Here is a 17,178-nt window from a genome sequence, read left to right on the forward strand (position 1 = left end):
GCGGGGCAGTTCGGTCAGTGTTTGGCGAGGGTGGGGCCGTCGCCACGCAGCACGGCCAGGCCTCGGCGGTACTGCTCCTCGTCGATCTCGCCCCGGGCGAAGCGTTCGGCAAGCAGTCGCTCGGGCGAGGCGGCGGTCGAGGTGCGCGGGGGCTCCGGGACCTGGTTCAGGGTGCGGTAGAGCAGCACGGCCACGGTGATGAGCAGGGCCCACAGCAGGACCGTGCCGATCGACATCGCGAACCAGCCCCACCCGTTCATGTCGTGACCGTTCCAGTACATCGCGGACCGCTTCCGTTGTCTCGGACTGCTTCTCACGGCCACCCTCCCACCCCGCACGACCAGCGGGTATGGGCCGCCCGGTGACGACCCGGGACCATCCGGCCCAAGCCCGGGCCCCGTTCGCCCTCAGTCCCCGAGCAGCAGCCGGGCCGTCTCCCCCGGCTGCAGGCAGACCGCCCGGTCCGGCAGCCGGACGTCGATGGGCGTGCCGTCGGACGACGGCACCGCGATCTCCAGCAGCCCGCGCTCCAGCCTCAGCCGTACGCCCCAGTGCTCGTGGTAGCGCAGCGCGAACCCGTACGAGGACAGCTCGGGCAGCGGCACCGGATCGAGCCACAGCGCGCCGCCCCGCGTCTCCAGGCCGGTCAGTCCGCGCTGGACGAGGTCGAGGGTGCCCGCCATGGCGCCCAGGTGGATCCCCTCACCGGTGGTGCCGCCCTGGACGTCGGCGACGTCGCCGCGGAGGGCTTCCAGGCAGAACTTCCACGCCTCCGCCCGCCGGGCCCGGGCCAGGACCCAGCCGTGGACCAGCCCGCTGAGCGTGGAGCCGTGGCTGGTGCGCTGCAGGTAGTGGTCGACGGTGCGCCGCCACATGTCCTCGTCGAGCCGCAGGCCCAGCCGGCGGAACAGGCCCCGCAGTTCGGCCGGTGCGAAGAGGTAGCCGAGCATCAGGACGTCGGCCTGCTTGGAGGCCCGGTAGCGGTTGACGGTGTCGCCCTCCGCCTCCAGGATCCGGTCGAGGCGCCGGATGTCGCCGTAGCGCTCGCGGTAGCCGTCCCAGTCGAGTTCGGCGAGGTCGCCGTAGCCCTCGAACTGGCTGATGACACCGTCGTGGAAGGGCACGTGAAGGGTGCGGGAGACGTCCTCCCACTGTTCGAGTTCGCCACCGTCGAGCCCGGTGCGTTCGACGAGTTCGCGCCGCCGCGGCTCGGGCAGTGACTGCATCAGTTCGAGCGTGCGCGCGAGCACCCAGGCGGCCGTGACGTTCGTGTAGGCGTTGTCGTCGAGGCCGGGCTGCGAGGCGCCGGGGTAGGCGTCGTGGTACTCGTCGGGGCCGACCACGCCCTTGATGCGGTGCCGTCCGAGCCTCTCGTCGTAGACGGCCGAGTCGGCCCAGAACCGGGCGATCTGCAGCAGCATCTCGGCGCCCTTGGTGGTGCGGAACTCGGCGTCCCCGCTGGCCTCGCAGTACTGCCACACGTTGTACGCGATGGCCGAGCCGACATGGTGCTGGAGCCGGGAGTGGTCGGGCAGCCAGCGTCCCGAGCGGGGGTTGAGGTGCAACTGCTGCGTCTCCTCGCGTCCGTCGCTCCCGCTCTGCCAGGGGTACAGCGCACCCCGGCGACCCACCGACCGCGCGGCGGTGCAGGCCTGTTCGAGGCGGCGGTGGCGGTAGCGGAGCAGGGCGCGGGAGACCTCGGGGAAGTGCAGGTTGAGGTAGGGCAGGACGAACAGTTCGTCCCAGAAGACGTGTCCGCGGTAGGCCTCACCGTGCAGTCCGCGGGCGGGTACGCCGACGTCGAGATCGGCGGTGTGCGGAGAGAGCGTCTGCAGGACGTGGAAGAGGTGCAGCCGCAGGATGCGACCCGCGTCCCCGTCGACCTCCAGGTCGGCGCGGCGCCAGAGCTGGTCCCATACCGTCAGGTGCGATTCGAGGAGTTCGTCGAAGCCGGGCGCCCGGCTCACCCGGTCGACGGCGGCGAACAGCGGGTCGCTGATCGCCGGGTCGCGCGAGGTGTGCAGAGCGACCGTCTTGTCGACGACGGCGGTGTGGCCGGTGGCCAGGTCCAGGGTCAACCGCTGGATGGCGCGCGGCATTTCGTGGCTGATCGTGGCGGGTGTGTCGGCGGTGAGGCGGGCCGCCATGCCGATGCGGATGTCCGACGTGCGGGTACGGCAGCGCAGCCACACGGTGTCGGGGGCGGCGGTTCCCGTGTGGACATGGGTGAGGTGGTGGCCGTCGAGGTCCCGGTAGCGGGGCACGCCGCTGTTGGTGACGCCGCCGTCGAGGGCCGCCTCCACGTCGAGGCGGCCGACCCGTCCTTGGGCGGTGAACTCGGTGCGCAGGGTGGCCAGATGGGGGTCGGCCATGTGCACCAACCTCTGCTGACGCACCGTCAGTGACCGGTCCTCGCCGAGGTCGTACGTCGTCCGGCGCTCCAACAGCCCGGAGGACAGGTGCAGGGTCTCCCGATGGTCGAGCACGGTCGCGCTGTCAGGGGTGAGCCACCGCCCGCCGGGGAGGCGGAAGCGCAGCGGCAGCCAGTTCGGCAGGTTGACCATGTCCTCGTTCTCGACCTGGCGGCCCGCCACGTCGGAGATGAGCCGGTTGTAGCAGCCCGCCACATACGTGCCCGGGTAGTGCACTTCGTCGGCGGCGCATTCGGGCAGCGCTCCACGGGTGGCGAAGTAGCCGTTGCCCAGCGTGCACAGCGCCTCCCTCAGGCGTGCGTCGGCCGGCTCGTAGCCCTCGTACTCCCAGGTCCAGCCCGTCACTTCGGCTCTCCTTGTACGACCAGTTCGGCGAGGTCGGACACGACGATGTCGGCGCCGTGCTGCAGCAGCCGCTGCTCGGTGTCCGGGCCGTCCGTGCGGTCCACACCGATCACCAGGGCGAACCCGCCCCGGCGGCCCGCCTCCACGCCCGCCAGGGCGTCCTCCACGACGGCGGCGCGTGCTGCGGGAACGCCGAGCCGGCGGGCCGCTTCGAGGAAGAGGTCCGGCCGTGGTTTGCCGGGCAGCCCCAGCCGGGCCGCCTCGCCGCCGTCCACGAGCACGTCGAAGAGATCGAGCACCCCCGCCCGGTCGAGCAGCTCACCGGCGTGGCGGGACGCGGAGGCCGCGGCCCGGGGTATCCCGGCGCGGCGGAGGGCCTGCACCAGCCGTACCGTTCCCGGGTACGCGTCGACGCCGTGGGCGCGCAGCCGCTCGGTGAACAGGCGCTCCTTGTCCGCGGCGACGGCACGCACGGTCTCCTCCGACGGGTCGACGCCGCGTGCGCGGAGGAAGGCCGCGGCGCCGTCGAGCCGGGACTTGCCGTCCACGTGGCGCAGGTAGTCCTCGCGCACGTCGAAGGGGCGGCGCAGCGCCGGATCCCGGGGCGGGTGGGCGCGCAGGAAGGCGTCGAAGGCCGTCTTCCAGGCGGCGGCGTGCACCCGCGCCGAGTCGGTGATGACGCCGTCGGTGTCGAAGACGACGGCGCGCACGTCGCGCAGCACCGGTGCGGGGCGCTCCGCGGGGTGCGGCGATGTGCGGCTCCGTCGCGGGGCCCTGTGCCGTCGGTCGTCCGCGGCGTCGTCGTGGCTGGTCGCGCCGTTACCCGCACCCCTGTGGGGCGCTGTCGAGCCGGCGCGGACCTCGTTGAGGTCGCCGAGGGACCGGTGCACGGTCATACCTGCTGGGGCACGACCGCCACCGGGCAGTTGGCGTGGTGCAGCAACGTGTGTGCCACCCTGCCGAGTTGGAGGCCGCCGTGGCCGGTGCGGCGCCGCGCTCCGACGATCACGAGGTCCGCGGCGGCCGAGCGGTGCAGCAGCACCTTGCGGGCCGGCCCCTCGACCGTGACGCGGCGCACCAGGACCCTCGGGTGGTCGGCGATCGCGTCGGCGAGCAGGGCGTCGAGCAGCGCGGCCGCCTGCTCCTCGTGGCGGTGCGCGGGGTCCGCCGCCAGCCGGGGGTCGTCGGCGGTCTCGTGTGCGGGGCAGCGCCAGGTGCGCACGACGTCGAGGGGGCATCCGCGCGCCTCGGCCTCGCGGAAGGCGAACCGCACGGCCGCGCCGCCGGTCGCCGGCTCCCCCGCGCCGAGCAGGATCCGCTCATGGGTGCCCGCGAGGCCGGCCTTGTCGCCGCGGACGACGATCACCGGGCCGTGGGCGCGGGCGGCCACGGCCAGTCCCACCGAGCCGAGCAGCAGGCCCGCCAGCTCACCGCGCCCGCGCGAGCCGGTCACCAGTACGGAGGCGTTGTTGCCCTCGTGCAGGAGCGCTGCGACCGCATCCTCGGGGTACACCTCGGTGGTGACCTTCACGTCGGGGTTACGCCGCCCGGCACGCTCCGCGGCGGAAGCGACGATATGTTCCGCCATCACTTGCTCGGACGGACGTTCCAGGCTGTTGGACGGCACGGTGCCCTCGTAGCGTTCCCACAGCGAGGCGTACACCAGACGCAACGGCAGCCCGTGCCGGGCCGCTTCGTCCACGGCCCAGTCGACCGCGGCGAGGCTCCCGTCGGATCCGTCGACGCCCACGACCAGGGGCAGCTCCATCTTCCCCACCGCCTTTCGTCGGTCTGTGCGGAAGCTCGGCGCGGAGCTCCACTCCCACCGTGGCACTGGCAGCCCGGCCTCAGCAGGGGTGGTTCGGCCCCCGCTCGGGGCCACTCGGCCCAGGCCCGTGCCCTCTCAGCCTCTGGGCCGGTCACCGCCCCTCACGGACACTGAGAGTGACCGGACCGTGTCTCCGGGTCCGGCCGAGGTGCACCGCCGACCGAAGGAAGGCAGTCATGGTCCCTCTCATACTGATCGGTGCGGCCGTACTGGGCGCGTGCCTGATCTTCGGGTACAGCTCGTTCGTCGTCGGCTTCGTCCTGTTGGCGGCCGGTATCCTGGGCCTGATCGTCTTCATGAACACGCCCGGGGCGGTCAGTCGGCCCGGTGAAGGCGAGACGATCATCGAAAAGCACTTCATGGGCGATGCCGATCACCACCGGCACTACCGGACGTGAACCATGAACAGCGTTGCCCCGGCCGGGGCGGCTCCGGCCGGGGCTCCGTCATGCCGCCTGCACGGGGACGACCTCGCGCTGCGGCCCGCCGAGTACCACCTTGAGCGCGCCGGTCTCACCGGCGCGGGCGAAGACCTCGTACGCCTCCTCCATGCGGTCGAGCGGGAAGCCGTGCGTGACCAGTTGTGAGGTGGGCAGTCGTCCGGCTGCCGCCATCCGCAGCAGCGTGGGGGTGGAGCGTGTGTCGACGAGCCCCGTGGTGATGGTCACGTTCTTGATCCACAGGTCTTCCAGGTGCAGGGTCGCGGGCTTGCCGTGCACACCGACGTTGGCCACGTGCCCGCCGGGGCGCACCATGCGCGTGCACAGCTCGAAGCTCTCCGGCACGCCGACCGCCTCGATGACCACGTCAGCACCGAGCCCGTCGGTGAGGTCGGCGATCAGCTGCTCCGGGGCCTCGCTCGCGTCGGCCACCGCTTCGGCACCGAGTTTCCTGGCCGCCTCCAGGCGGGAGGCGGCCAGGTCCACGGCGAGGATGCGCTCCGGGGCGAACAGCCGGGCCGTGGCGATCGCAGCCAGGCCGATCGGCCCCGCCCCGACCACGGCGACGGTGTCTCCGGGACGTACCCGGCCGTTGAGCACGCCCACCTCGTAGGCCGTCGGGAAGATGTCGGCCAGCAGCACGGCGTCCTCGTTGTCCACGGCGCTCGGCAGCGGGTGTACGGAGAGGTCTGCGTAGGGGACCCGGACGTACTCGGCCTGGGTGCCGTTGACCAAGTGGCCGAGGATCCAGCCTCCGCCGCCCCGGCACTGGCCGTACATGGCCTCGCGGCAGTAGCGGCAGCGTCCGCAGGCGCTGATGCAGGAGATCAGGACCCGGTCCCCGGGCCGTACGGTCCGCACGTCGCCGCCGACCTCGACGATCTCACCGACCGCCTCGTGCCCCAGCACCGTGCCCGGGCGCACCTCGGGCACATCGCCCTTGAGGATGTGCAGATCCGTGCCGCAGATGGTGACGGCGTCGACCCGCACGATCGCGTCGGTGGCCTCCTCCAGGCCCGGGTCTGCGACCTCTTCCCAGGCCGCCTGTCCTGGGCCGTGGAACACGTAGCCCTTCATGACCGACCTCACCCTCTTGATGCAAGGATCTTCGAATTGCCGGAAACACCCCACAGCTCCAGCTTGGCCGGAGTTCATGGGATGCGCATGGGCCGGTCGGCCCCGCGGCCTGTCACCGGACGAGTACGCGCTCCCCGGCGCGAGGCACGACGGCGCTCCAGCCCAGGGTGCGGTCGATGCGGTCACGCAGGGCGTTCGCCGCGTCGGGTTCGCCGTGCACCAGGTAGGTGGTGTGCGGGGCGGGGGCGCCGTGCAGCCAGTCGATGATCTGGGCGGCATCGGCGTGTGCCGAGAAGTGGGGTACGTCGGCCACCTGGGCACGCACCGGGACGTATTCGCCGAACATCTTCAGGGCCTTGGCGCCGTCGACGAGGTCCCGGGCACGTGTGCCCCGGGCAGCGAAGCCGACCACGACCACGGCGTTGCGCGGATCGGGCAGCAGGCGCCTGAGGTGGTGCATGACGCGGCCGCCGGTGGCCATACCGGAGGCGGAGACGATGACGGCCGGGCCACCGGACCGGCCGATCTCGACGGACTCCTGGATGGAGCGAGCCGTCAGGAACGGCTCGGGGCTCAGCGCGGCCGTGCCTGCGGCCGTGACCTCGGGGCGCAGTTCGGCTGCTCCGGCCCGCACGGCGTCCCGGTAGACGTCCAGGGCCGCCAGCGCCATCGGGCTGTCGACGTACACCGGCACCGCGGCGGGCAGGCGGCCCTGCCGGCGGAGTTCGGCGAGTTCGTGCAGGACGACCTCGGTGCGGTCGAGGGCGAACGCGGGGATCACGACGGTGCCGCCACGGGCGAGCGTGCGGGTCAGCACGTCCGCGAAGTGGGTCCGTCCTGCCTGTTCCTCGTGGCGCCGGTTGCCGTACGTCGATTCCATCAGCAGCACGTCCGCCCCGGAGAACGGCTCCGCGGGGCGCAGCAGCGGGTGCCCCGGTCGGCCCAGGTCGCCGCTGACGGCGAGGGTGCGGCCGTCCTCCAGGGTGAGCCTGGCCCAGGCCGAGCCGAGGATGTGGCCGGCCGGGTGCAGTGTCAGGGTGGTGCCGGTGGCGATCTCGGCGGGTGTGCCCACGGGTACGGTGTCGACGAGTTTGAGTGTGCGGTCGACCTCCGCGTCGTCGTACAGCGGTTGCGCGGGCCGGTGTTTGGACCAGCCGTGCTCGTTGGCGTGCTGAGCCGCCTCGAGTTGGAGTTTTGCGCTGTCCCGCAGCACGATCTCCATGAGTCGTGCGGTGAACTCGGTCGTCACGATCCGTCCCCGGAACCCGTGGCGCAACAGCCGCGGCAGGTACCCGCAGTGGTCCAGATGTGCGTGAGTGACCACCACCGCCTCGATGTCGGCGGCGTCGCACGGTAGGCCGCGCCAGTTGAGCCGGCGCAGGTCGGCCAGGCCCTGGAAGAGCCCGCAGTCGACGAGGACGCGGGCGTGGTCGCTCTCGACGAGGAACTTGCTGCCGGTGACGGTTCCCGCGCCGCCCAGGAAGGTCAGCAGTGCGGGCCGGGGGTGGCCCGGGGTGGTGTCGGCCGGGCGCGGTTCGTCGGCGGTCATGGCGTCCTTCTCCTCATCGGCATGGGCCGGGATTCGGGGCCGATCGGCCCTGTTGTGTCCGGTGTGCACGTGGTGTGCTGGAGGTGACGGGAAGAGCCCCCCGACAAGACGCGGGGAAGCGGCCGGTGGCCGCGCACCGTGCAATCAGGATCCGCGAGAAGCGGATGGGCCTTCCCGTCCTTCATGGCCGGGCCCGCCCTTGCTGCCGGATGTGCCGGCCAGCTTCTGTGCGGCCTCCGCACGATGGCGAGTGATCTCCCCCTCGACGCAGGTGACGAGCTGCCCGACCGTCGCCGTGACGGGTTCGGAAAGCCCCTGGCCGAGCGAGGTGTCCGCACCGTCCACGGCGTACGCCACCAGGTGGCCGGGCAGTCGCCCGAGCGCCCTGCCCACGTTGACGGCTTCGCCCAGGCCGTGCGAGCGCATCGTGCCGGGCCGCCACAGCGCCGCGGTGTCCAGTTCGAGGCGGTAGATGCGGCCGGGGTGGCTCGGTCGGGCGTGGGCGGGCTCCAGCACGACGGCCAGCTCCGTGTTCTCCCACAGCCGGATCAGACGTGCCGGGTCGGGGTCGCATGCCGCGAGCAGCGTGCCCGGAGGCAGTGGCCTTTCAGTGGCCCGCTCCCGCAGCCGGGAGAGCACCGCTCGGGGCACACCGTCGTCGTGCCGGTCCGGGTCGCCGATGGCGATGATCGCGATACGGGTGGAGACCGTCATGGTTCCTCTCCCTCCACTGCGGGTGCCAAAGGTGTGCGCGGCCGGCGCACCGGCCGCGCACCGCGGGTGTGGCCGAGTGGAACCCGCACTCAGCCTTGCCGCACCGGGATGGTCTTCGTGCCCGTCTTGGTCTCGGGCACCGGGATCGTGACGGTCAGGACGCCGTCCTTGTACTCGGCAGCGGCCTCCTCGCCCTTGGCCCCGGCCGGCAGCCGGACGGAGCGGGCGAAGGTGCCGTAGCGGAACTCCGTGCGGTGCTTCTGTGTCGTCTCCTCACTGCGCTCCGCTCGCAGGGTCAGAACGCCTTCCGCGACGGTGATTTCGACATCCTTGGCGGGGTCGATGCCCGGGAGCTCCGCCCGCAGCACGTACTTCTCGTCCGCCAGGTGTTCTTCGATGCGTATGGCGTGCAGTCCGGGGAGCGTGTGCGCCCCGGGGAAGCCGGATTCGACCCAGCCGAACAGGTCGGGCAGGGTCGGCCAGCCCGGCAGCCGTTCGATCATGCCAGTCATGTCTCCCTCCTCCTTTTCTTCGCCGCTTCCAGCGTCCCGCGCCGGGGCGGGACGCGCGTGGGCCGACCGGACCCGTACCGGGCCCGGTCGGCCCTGGCGCTTCAACGTCCCCCCGGCACTCGCCGGTTGGGGAGCCGCCTCAAGGCGCGCCGCCCACTCCCGACGGCGGCGAGGCCGTCTCGGTGTCCGGCAGGTCCGGGTCGAGGTCCGGACGCCGGCGCGGTCCAAGCAGCGCGCAGTCCACGTCCACGACGCCCTCGACGGCCCGCACCAGCCGTGCGGCGATGGGCACCAGGGCGGTGTCGCCGGTCCTTCCGGTGAGCCTCACGACGCCTTCGCGCACCTCGACCCGGATCGCTTCGGCCTCGTCGGGGAACAGGTGCTCCACGACGTCGCGTCGCACCTCCCCGGCGATGTCCTCGTCGCTGCGCAGGAAGACCTTCAGCAGGTCGGCCCTGCTGACGATGCCCCGCAGCATGTCTTCGTCGTCGACGACCGGCAGCCGTTTCACCTTGTGGAGCGCCATGATCCGGGCGGCCTGTGCGAGCGAGGCGTGTGCCGGGACGGTGACGGCCGGTGCGCTCATCAGTTCCTCGGCGGTCACGGCACCGGCCTTGACCAGGTCGGCCAGCCGGCGCAGTTGGGTGTAGCGGTCCGGGTCGCCGTCGCGGAACTCCTCCTTGGGCAGCAGATCGGCCTCGGAGACGACACCGACCACCCGGCCCTCGCCCTCCACCACGGGCATGGCGCTGACCTTCCACTGCTGCATGGTCTTCACGATCTCCTTGAACGTCGCTCCGCGGCCGAGGGCGACGACGGTGCGGGTCATCACATCGCTGACGATGTGCGGAGTGCCGTGCATGGCGTCCTCCCTGGTGCTCGCGGCGCGCGACGTGCTCGTGTCGCACGACACCTTCAGCGTCGGGCACCTGCCCGATCTCGACATGGGCCGAGTGGCCCCGTACCGAGTTCCGGTGGGCTCTGTTTGTGCTGCGGGCCCGCCCGGCCCGAGCAGCACATCCCAGGGCCGTTCGGCCCGTTCCGCAGGCCACGCAGCCCCTGCCCGGGCGGGCGGCTTCCCGGAGACGCTGGAGATGCAGAGGGCCGCCCGGAGCCAGGCGGCCGACGAGCCGGGGAGGTGGTGACCGTGCTTCGCCCCGTGGTCGTGGGCCTGGACGGTTCACGTGAGAGCCTCGCCGCCGCCGAGTGGGCGGCCGGGGAGGCATTGCGGCGCGGCCTTCCGCTGCGCCTGGTGCACGCGTGGGAGGGACTGGAGCCCGGCACGTCGCAGTTGCCCGAGCTGGAGGCGCCCCGTTACTGGGCGCGGCGGATCCTGCGCGGAGCCATGGACCAGCTCAATGAGCGTCACCCGCAGGTGTATCTCAGCGCCGAGCAGATCGCCCGTCCCGCGGCGGACGCACTCGTCGAGGCGGGCGCCGAGGCCGAGCTGCTGGTCCTGGGCAGCCGGGCGTTCAGCGGGTTCGGCGGCTTCATGGCCGGTTCGGTGGCGCTCGCGACGGTGGCCCGCGTGGCACGGCCCGTGGTGCTCGTGCGGGCCGACCGGACCGCAGAGGACGACCATCTGCCGGACGCGGAGGGCGGGCCGTCGCTGCGCACGCCGTATCGCGACGTCGTGGTCGGTGTGGACATCGCGCACCCGTGCGAGGAACTGCTCGCGTTCGCCTTCGAGAGCGCGGCCCTGCGTTCCGCGCAGCTGCAGGTGCTGCACGCCTGGCACGTGCCGTACGCCCCGCCCGCCGCGGCGGCCACGATGAGTGCCGCCGCACAGCAGGCCGCCGAAACCGCACTGGACGGCGCCCTTCAGCCATGGCGGGAGAAGTACCCGGCGGTGAAGGTCCGGACGCTGCTGGAGAACGGCCGCCCGGCCCAGCAACTGTTGCACGCCACACAGGACGCCGGGCTGCTGGTCGTGGGCCGCAGGAACCGTCCGGCCAGGCTGGGCGCGCACACCGGGCCGGTCACGCACGCGGTGATGCACCACGTGCGCTGCCCGGTGGTGATCGTCCCGCACGACTGACTCGCCCGAAGACACGAGGGCCCGTGTGGAAGGGAAGGTGCCGTGTTCCAGGTTCGCATCCACGGCCGTGGCGGCCAGGGAGCCGTCACGGCCGCCGAGCTGTTGTCGGTGGCGGCGTTCATGGAGGACCGCCACGCGCAGGCGTTCCCGAGCTTCGGGTCGGAGCGGACGGGGGCGCCGGTGGTGGCGTTCTGCCGGATCGACGACCGGCCGATCCGGGTGCGGGAGCCGGTCATGCGGCCCGATGCGCTGGTGGTCCAGGATCCCACGCTGCTGCACCAGGTGAACGTCTTCGAAGGGCTGCGGGCCGGCGGCGCCGTGCTGATCAACTCGCCGCGGTCCGTCGCCGAGCTGGGCCTCGGCGAGCTTGCCGGCCATGCCCTCACCGTCCCGGCCACCGCACTGGCCGTGCGCCACTTCGGCCGACCCGTGCCGAACGCCGTCCTGCTCGGCGGGCTCGCCGCGCTCACCGGCTGCGTGGGCATCGACTCGCTCACCGCCGCCGTCCGCGAGCGTTTCCCCGGAGAGCTGGGGCAGGCCAACGCTGCCGCGGCCCGGGAAGCGTACGACCACGTCCACAAGGCCCAGCGGGAGGAGCGGGCGCATGCTCAAGCAGACTGAGGGGTCGCGTGCGGTCGCCGAAACCGTCGCCTGCTGCCGGCCCGAAGTGATCGCCGCGTATCCGATCTCGCCGCAGACGCACATCGTCGAGGAGCTCAGCCGCCTGGTGAAGTCCGGTGTGCTGAAGCCGTGCGAGTACGTCAACGTCGAGTCGGAGTTCGCCGCGATGTCGATGTGCATCGGGGCCTCGGCCGCGGGCGCCCGCACCTACACGGCGACCGCGAGCCAGGGCCTGCTGTACATGGTGGAGGCGCTCTACAACGCCTCCGGGCTGGGTCTGCCGATCGTGATGACGGTCGCCAACCGGGCCATCGGCGCGCCCATCAACATCTGGAACGACCACAGCGACACCATGTCGCAGCGCGACTCCGGCTGGATCCAGCTGTACGCGCGCGACAACCAGGAGGCCGCCGACCTGCATCCGCAGGCGTTCCGGCTGGCCGAGGAGCTGTCGCTGCCGGTGATGGTGTGCATGGACGGCTTCGTGCTCACCCACGCCTGGGAACGGATCGAGGTACCGGAGCAGGCGCAGGTCGACGCGTTTCTGCCGCCGTACGAACCCCGGCAGGTCCTGGACCCGGACGAGCCGGTGTCGATCGGTGCGATGGTCGGCCCGGACGCCTTCACCGAGGTGCGCTATCTGGCGCACGCCAAACAGATGCAGGCGCTGGACACGATTCCGCGGGTGGCCGACGAGTTCCGGGCGGTCTTCGGGCGGGCCAGCGGTGGCCTGGTCCACCCGTACGCCTGTGAGGACGCCGACACGATCGTCGTGGCCCTGGGCTCGGTGTTCGGAACGGTGTGCGACGTGGTCGACGAGATGCGTGAGTGCGGGGTCCGCATCGGGGCTCTGGCCATCACGTCGTTCCGGCCCTTCCCGCTCAACGCGGTGCGCACCGTGCTCGGCAGGGCACGCCAAGTCGTCGTTCTCGAGCGGGCGTTGGCGGTCGGTATCGGCGGGATCGTGTCGGCGAACGTGCGCACCGCGCTGTCCGGCATCCAGTTGGACGGGCACACCGTGGTCGCCGGGCTCGGCGGTCGCGCGATCACCAAGGAGTCCCTGCACCGGTTGTTCGACGACGCGATCGCCGGGCGGCTGGGGCAGTTGACCTTCCTCGACCTCAACACCGAGCTGGTGGAGCGGGAGTTGGCGCGGATGGCGCAGACCAGGCGGTCCGGGCCGTCCGCGGAGAACATCCTGCGTGATGTGGGGAGCAACCGATGAGTGCCGCGCCGCAGGTCAAGTTCTACCAGGTGGGCAGCTTCGCGGCCGGGAACCGGCTGCTGGGGCCCGAGCAGCAGTCCGACCAGGCCGATCCGGGTCGCGCCAACGCGCTGACCTGCGGCCACCGCGCCTGCCAGGGCTGCGGCGAGGCGCTCGGCGCCCGTTACATCCTGGATGCGGCCCAGCGGGCGGCCGGCGGCAAGGTGATCGCGGTGAACGCGACGGGCTGCCTGGAGGTGTTCTCGACGCCGTATCCGGAGACGTCATGGCAACTGCCCTGGCTGCACTCGCTGTTCGGCAACGCGCCCGCGGTCGCCGCGGGTGTCGCCGCCGCACTGCGCGCCAAGGGCCGCACCGACATCCGCGTGGTCGGGCAGGGCGGCGACGGCGGCACCGTCGACATCGGCCTCGGCTGTCTGTCCGGCATGTTCGAGCGCAATGACGACGTCCTGTATGTCTGTTACGACAACGAGGCCTACATGAACACCGGTGTGCAGCGCTCCGGAGCCACTCCCCCGACCGCGCGCACCGCCACCACCCAGGCGGTGGGCGAGGAGCCCGGCGCCCCCTTCGGGCAGGGCAAGAACCTGCCGCTGATCGCGATGGCGCACGAGATCCCGTACGTCGCCACGGCCACCGTCGCGGGGCTGCGCGACCTGGAGGCCAAGGTGCACCGGGCGATGGGGATGCGCGGCGCCCGCTATCTGCATGTGCTGGTGCCCTGCCCGCTGGGCTGGGGCACGGCGTCCCACGACACGGTACGCATCGCCCGGCTGGCCAAACAGACCGGGCTGTTCCCGGTGTTCGAGGCCCTCGACGGCGAGGTCACCGACGTCACACCGATCCGGCGGCGCCTGCCGGTCGAGGAGTACCTGCGCCCGCAGAAGCGCTACGCGCACCTCTTCCGGCCCGAGCTGCGTACGGATGTCATCGCCCGCCTGCAGCGGACCGCCGACCGCAACATCGCCCGCTTCGGGCTGCTGGCCCCTGAGGAGGTGTCGTCGTGAAGGACAAACCGTTCGCGATCACTCTCAATGTCGGCTCCAGCCTGGCCAACCACACCGGTGCCTGGCGCACCGAACGTCCCGTCTACGTCGACCGGATGCCGCCGTGCAACCAGGCCTGCCCCGCCGGGGAGAACATCCAGCAGTGGCTGTTCCACGCGGAGAGCGGCGACTACGAGTCCGCGTGGCGGCAGCTGATGCGGGACAATCCGCTGCCCGCCGTGATGGGACGCGTCTGCTACCACCCCTGCGAGACCGCCTGCAACCGGGTCCAGGTCGACAACGCGGTCGGCATCAACTCGATCGAGCGGTTCCTGGGCGACGAGGCGATCAGGCGGGGCTGGAGGGTGCCCGTGCCGGAGACGACCTCGGGCAAGCGAGTCCTGGTCGTCGGCTCCGGCCCCGCCGGGCTGTCGGCCGCGTACCACCTGCGGCTGCTCGGCCACGAGGTGACGATCCGCGAGGCACAGGAGCAGCCCGGCGGGATGATGCGCTACGGCATCCCGCGCTACCGGCTGCCGCGTGAGGTACTGGACGCCGAGATCGGCCGGATCACGGCGCTGGGCGTCGGGCTGGAGCTCGGCACGAAGGTCGACGACGTGCTCGCCGCGCAGCGGGACGGCGGTTTCGACGCCGTGTTCCTGGCGGTGGGTGCGGGCATCGGCAAGCGTGCCTACATCCCGGCCGGTGACAGCGCCCGCATCCTCGACGCGGTGACGCTGCTGGGCAGCATGGAGGGCGAGGACCGGCCGCTGCTGGGCCGCAGGGTCGCCGTCTACGGCGGCGGCAACACGGCCATGGACGCGGCCCGCACCGCCCGCAGGCTCGGCGCGACCGACGCCGTGGTGGTCTACCGGCGTACCCGCGACCGTATGCCCGCGCACGACATCGAGGTCGAGGAGGCGCTGGAGGAGGGCGTGCGGATGAAGTGGCTCTCCACGATCAAGCACGCCGACGAGGGACGGCTGACCATCGAGCGGATGGAGCTCGACGAGACCGGATTCCCGCAGCCCACCGGCGAGTTCGAGGAGCTGGAGGCGGACAGCGTGGTGCTGGCGCTCGGCCAGGACTCGGACCTGTCCCTGCTGCGGGACGTGCCGGAGCTGACTGTGGACCACGGCATGGTGCAGGTGGCCGACGGGCTCATGACCGGCCACGAGGGCATCTTCGCGGGCGGCGACATGGTGCCCGCCGAGCGCACGGTCACGGTGGCCGTGGGACACGGCAAGAAGGCTGCCCGGCACATCGACGCGTATCTGCGCGGCACAGCGTACGACCCCGCCCCCAAGCACGGCCTCGCGTCGGCCGACCGGCTCAACACCTGGTACTACTCCGACGCCCCGGCCTCCGTACGGCCGACACTCGAACTCGCCCGCCGCGTCTCGACGTTCGACGAGGTGGTGCAGGGACTCGACGAGTCCACCGCACTGTTCGAGGCCCGGCGCTGCATGTCCTGCGGCAACTGCTTCGAGTGCGACAACTGCTACGGCGTCTGCCCCGACAACGCGATCATCAAGCTGGGGCCGGGCAAGGGGTTCACCATCGACCTCGACTACTGCAAGGGGTGCGGGCTGTGCGCGGCGGAGTGCCCTTGCGGGGCGATCGACATGGTGCCGGAGGAGTGAGCCGGACACACCGGATTACTCACGCAGCACGAGATCGCGGCGTGGCAGCCGTGCGCCTCGACGAACTGGTCGAACTGGTCAGGCTCGGCTGGAGGTCGTGTGCGCCGTGGCCGGCGAGGTGGTCCGCACCGGTCCGCCGAGAGCGGTTTCGACGGTCACCGGATCGGCCGGCGGGAACGCCTCCCGTCGCAGCTCCGCGAGCGTCACCTCCACGGCGCCGGCGAGGGTCGTCACGGTCGTCATCTCCTGCGCGCCCTGGACGATCGCCGACCTGATCCCGCTGCTGCGGGCACCGTGACCGGGCATGCCGGCCGGGGCCGCCCGCAGAGCGGCCCCGGCGTGCGGACCGTGGGTCAGCCGACGAACTCGCCCACGGCCGTCTTCAGTTCGCTCAGTCCCTTCTTCGCGTCGGTGAAGAACATCCCGGTCTTCGGGTCGGTGTAGAGCTCGTTGTCGATGCCGGCGTAGCCGTGGCCCATCGAGCGTTTGATGACGACGACGCTCTTGGCCCGGTCGACGTCGAGGATCGGCATGCCCGAGATCGCGTTGCCGGGACGGCGGGCGATCGGGTTGGTCACGTCGTTGGCGCCGATGACGAGAGCGACGTCCGCCTGCGGGAACTCGGGGTTGACCTCGTCCATCTCCTTCAGCTGGGGGTAGGGGACGTTGGCCTCGGCCAGAAGCACGTTCATGTGTCCGGGCATGCGGCCCGCGACCGGGTGGACGGCGTAACTGACGTCGACGCCGTGGTCGGTGAGCATCTTGGCGAGGTCGCCGAGTTCGTGCTGGGCCTGGGCCGCGGCGAGGCCGTAACCGGGGACGAAGATGACCTTGCTCGCGTACGCCAGCTGGATCGCCACGTCGTCCGCGGAGACCGACCGCACCTGGGCGGGAGCTCCATCGACAGCGACCGGGGCGCTGTCGCCGGTCCCGAAGCCGCCGACCATGATGCCCGCGATCGACCGGTTCATGGCGTCGGCCATCAGCTTGGTGAGGATGCCCCCCGACGCACTGACCAGCATGCCCGCGATGATCAGCGCGGTCTCGTTCAGGACGAAGCCCGCCATGGCGACCGCGGAGCCGGTGAAGGCGTTCAGCAGGGCGATGACCACGGGCATGTCCGCGCCGCCGATGGGCAGCACCATCGTCACGCCGAAGAGCAGGGCGACGGCCACCAGTCCATACAGGGCGACAAGGGAGTCCGGAGCGAGCACCAGCCAGATGGTGCCGATGACGAAGGAGGCCGGCAGCACCACGTTCAGCAGCCGGGCTCCCGGGAAGACCGCCGGCGCCCCGGAGACGACGCCCTGGAGCTTGCCTGCCGCGATCAGCGATCCGGAGAAGGTGACCGCGCCGATGACGATGTCCAGGGCGCCCGGCAGGGAGACCCGTGCCCCGAGTGCGGCCGGCTGGTCGGCCTGGAGGAGGTCGTTGACCGCGATGAGCGCGGCCGCCCCGCCGCCGACCGCGTTGAAGAGGCTGACCAGTTGGGGCATGGCGGTCATCTTGACCTCGCGTGCCGCGTACAGACCGAGCGCGGCGCCGACGAGGCCGCCGGAGGCCAGCACCAGCCAGCCGGTCGTGCTGATGGTGCCCTCGTGGGCCACCAGCCACACCGTGGCGGCGATCGCGACGGCCATGGCCCCGGCGGACAGGGTGTTGCCGCGGCGGGCCGTGCGCGGGTGGTTCATCAGGTGCAGGCCGAGGACGAAACAGGCGGCCGTGGCCAGGAAGACGTAGTGGACGGCGTTGGAGACGGTGTCCATGG

Annotated in this window: 17 protein-coding genes; 6 read left to right on the forward strand and 11 right to left on the reverse strand. The window is 71.8% G+C overall.

All coding sequences use genetic code 11. The annotated features are described in order from the left end of the window. Positions 1-14: 14 nt before the first annotated feature. The 4 genes from ACWC1K_RS09025 to ACWC1K_RS09040 form a co-directional block, all read right to left on the reverse strand. On the reverse strand, positions 15-281 hold the full coding sequence (locus tag ACWC1K_RS09025; RefSeq protein ID WP_450829681.1) for an SHOCT domain-containing protein: 267 nt from the start codon (positions 279-281) through the stop codon (positions 15-17). A 126-nt stretch (positions 282-407) separates the two neighbouring features. Further along, positions 408-2,777: a glycoside hydrolase family 65 protein gene (locus ACWC1K_RS09030; RefSeq protein WP_450829682.1), complete on the reverse strand. Its 2,370-nt coding sequence runs from the start codon at positions 2,775-2,777 to the stop codon at positions 408-410. After that, entirely contained in the window at positions 2,774-3,673 is a 900-nt protein-coding gene (locus tag ACWC1K_RS09035; RefSeq protein ID WP_450829684.1) for an HAD family hydrolase, read from the reverse strand. The genes ACWC1K_RS09030 and ACWC1K_RS09035 overlap by 4 nt, the downstream gene beginning before the upstream one ends. After that, positions 3,670-4,545, reverse strand: a complete 876-nt coding sequence (locus ACWC1K_RS09040) for a universal stress protein (protein ID WP_450829686.1) — start codon at positions 4,543-4,545, stop codon at positions 3,670-3,672. Before ACWC1K_RS09040 ends, ACWC1K_RS09035 begins: the two co-directional genes overlap by 4 nt. 236 nt (positions 4,546-4,781) lie before the next feature. Here ACWC1K_RS09040 and ACWC1K_RS09045 point away from each other — a divergent pair, with 236 nt between their 5' ends. After that, positions 4,782-5,003 carry a hypothetical protein gene (locus ACWC1K_RS09045; RefSeq protein WP_450829687.1) on the forward strand — a complete coding sequence of 74 codons (222 nt, stop codon included), beginning with the start codon at positions 4,782-4,784 and terminating at the stop codon, positions 5,001-5,003. Between the two features lie 48 nt (positions 5,004-5,051). Here the strand turns inward: ACWC1K_RS09045 and ACWC1K_RS09050 are convergent, their stop codons facing one another. From ACWC1K_RS09050 to ACWC1K_RS09070, 5 genes are all read right to left on the reverse strand, one after another. After that, on the reverse strand, positions 5,052-6,122 hold the full coding sequence (locus ACWC1K_RS09050) for a zinc-dependent alcohol dehydrogenase family protein (protein WP_450829689.1): 1,071 nt from the start codon (positions 6,120-6,122) through the stop codon (positions 5,052-5,054). 112 nt (positions 6,123-6,234) lie between these two features. Further along, complete coding sequence (locus tag ACWC1K_RS09055; RefSeq protein ID WP_450829691.1) at positions 6,235-7,671, reverse strand: MBL fold metallo-hydrolase RNA specificity domain-containing protein; 1,437 nt, start codon at positions 7,669-7,671, stop codon at positions 6,235-6,237. A 144-nt stretch (positions 7,672-7,815) separates the two neighbouring features. Continuing rightward, positions 7,816-8,385, reverse strand: coding sequence for a hydrogenase maturation protease (locus ACWC1K_RS09060; protein WP_450829692.1), 570 nt, complete (start codon positions 8,383-8,385; stop codon positions 7,816-7,818). Positions 8,386-8,474: 89 nt separating this feature from the next. Next, entirely contained in the window at positions 8,475-8,897 is a 423-nt protein-coding gene (locus ACWC1K_RS09065) for an Hsp20/alpha crystallin family protein (protein ID WP_450829694.1), read from the reverse strand. A gap of 139 nt (positions 8,898-9,036) precedes the next feature. Then, positions 9,037-9,759 carry a CBS domain-containing protein gene (locus ACWC1K_RS09070; protein ID WP_450829695.1) on the reverse strand — a complete coding sequence of 241 codons (723 nt, stop codon included), beginning with the start codon at positions 9,757-9,759 and terminating at the stop codon, positions 9,037-9,039. A 285-nt stretch (positions 9,760-10,044) separates the two neighbouring features. Here ACWC1K_RS09070 and ACWC1K_RS09075 point away from each other — a divergent pair, with 285 nt between their 5' ends. From ACWC1K_RS09075 to ACWC1K_RS09095, 5 genes are read left to right on the forward strand one after another with little or no spacing between them, the layout of a single operon-like run. Continuing rightward, positions 10,045-10,935: a universal stress protein gene (locus ACWC1K_RS09075; protein ID WP_450829697.1), complete on the forward strand. Its 891-nt coding sequence runs from the start codon at positions 10,045-10,047 to the stop codon at positions 10,933-10,935. 42 nt (positions 10,936-10,977) lie between these two features. Continuing rightward, complete coding sequence (locus ACWC1K_RS09080) at positions 10,978-11,556, forward strand: 2-oxoacid:acceptor oxidoreductase family protein (RefSeq protein ID WP_450829698.1); 579 nt, start codon at positions 10,978-10,980, stop codon at positions 11,554-11,556. Further along, a complete protein-coding gene (porA, locus tag ACWC1K_RS09085; RefSeq protein WP_450829699.1) occupies positions 11,540-12,781 on the forward strand; it encodes a pyruvate ferredoxin oxidoreductase in 1,242 nt (413 codons plus the stop codon). The genes ACWC1K_RS09080 and porA overlap by 17 nt, the downstream gene beginning before the upstream one ends. After that, on the forward strand, positions 12,778-13,788 hold the full coding sequence (locus ACWC1K_RS09090; RefSeq protein WP_450829701.1) for a thiamine pyrophosphate-dependent enzyme: 1,011 nt from the start codon (positions 12,778-12,780) through the stop codon (positions 13,786-13,788). The genes porA and ACWC1K_RS09090 overlap by 4 nt, the downstream gene beginning before the upstream one ends. Further along, entirely contained in the window at positions 13,785-15,410 is a 1,626-nt protein-coding gene (locus tag ACWC1K_RS09095) for an NAD(P)-binding protein (RefSeq protein ID WP_450829702.1), read from the forward strand. The genes ACWC1K_RS09090 and ACWC1K_RS09095 overlap by 4 nt, the downstream gene beginning before the upstream one ends. 78 nt (positions 15,411-15,488) lie before the next feature. Here the strand turns inward: ACWC1K_RS09095 and ACWC1K_RS09100 are convergent, their stop codons facing one another. Next, positions 15,489-15,716 (reverse strand): hypothetical protein, encoded by a 228-nt coding sequence (locus tag ACWC1K_RS09100; RefSeq protein WP_450829704.1) that lies wholly within the window; start codon positions 15,714-15,716, stop codon positions 15,489-15,491. Between the two features lie 47 nt (positions 15,717-15,763). Further along, positions 15,764-17,176 (reverse strand): NAD(P)(+) transhydrogenase (Re/Si-specific) subunit beta, encoded by a 1,413-nt coding sequence (locus tag ACWC1K_RS09105; protein ID WP_450829852.1) that lies wholly within the window; start codon positions 17,174-17,176, stop codon positions 15,764-15,766. Positions 17,177-17,178: the final 2 nt, after the last annotated feature.

This window comes from Streptomyces sp. NPDC001492 (assembly GCF_053597275.1).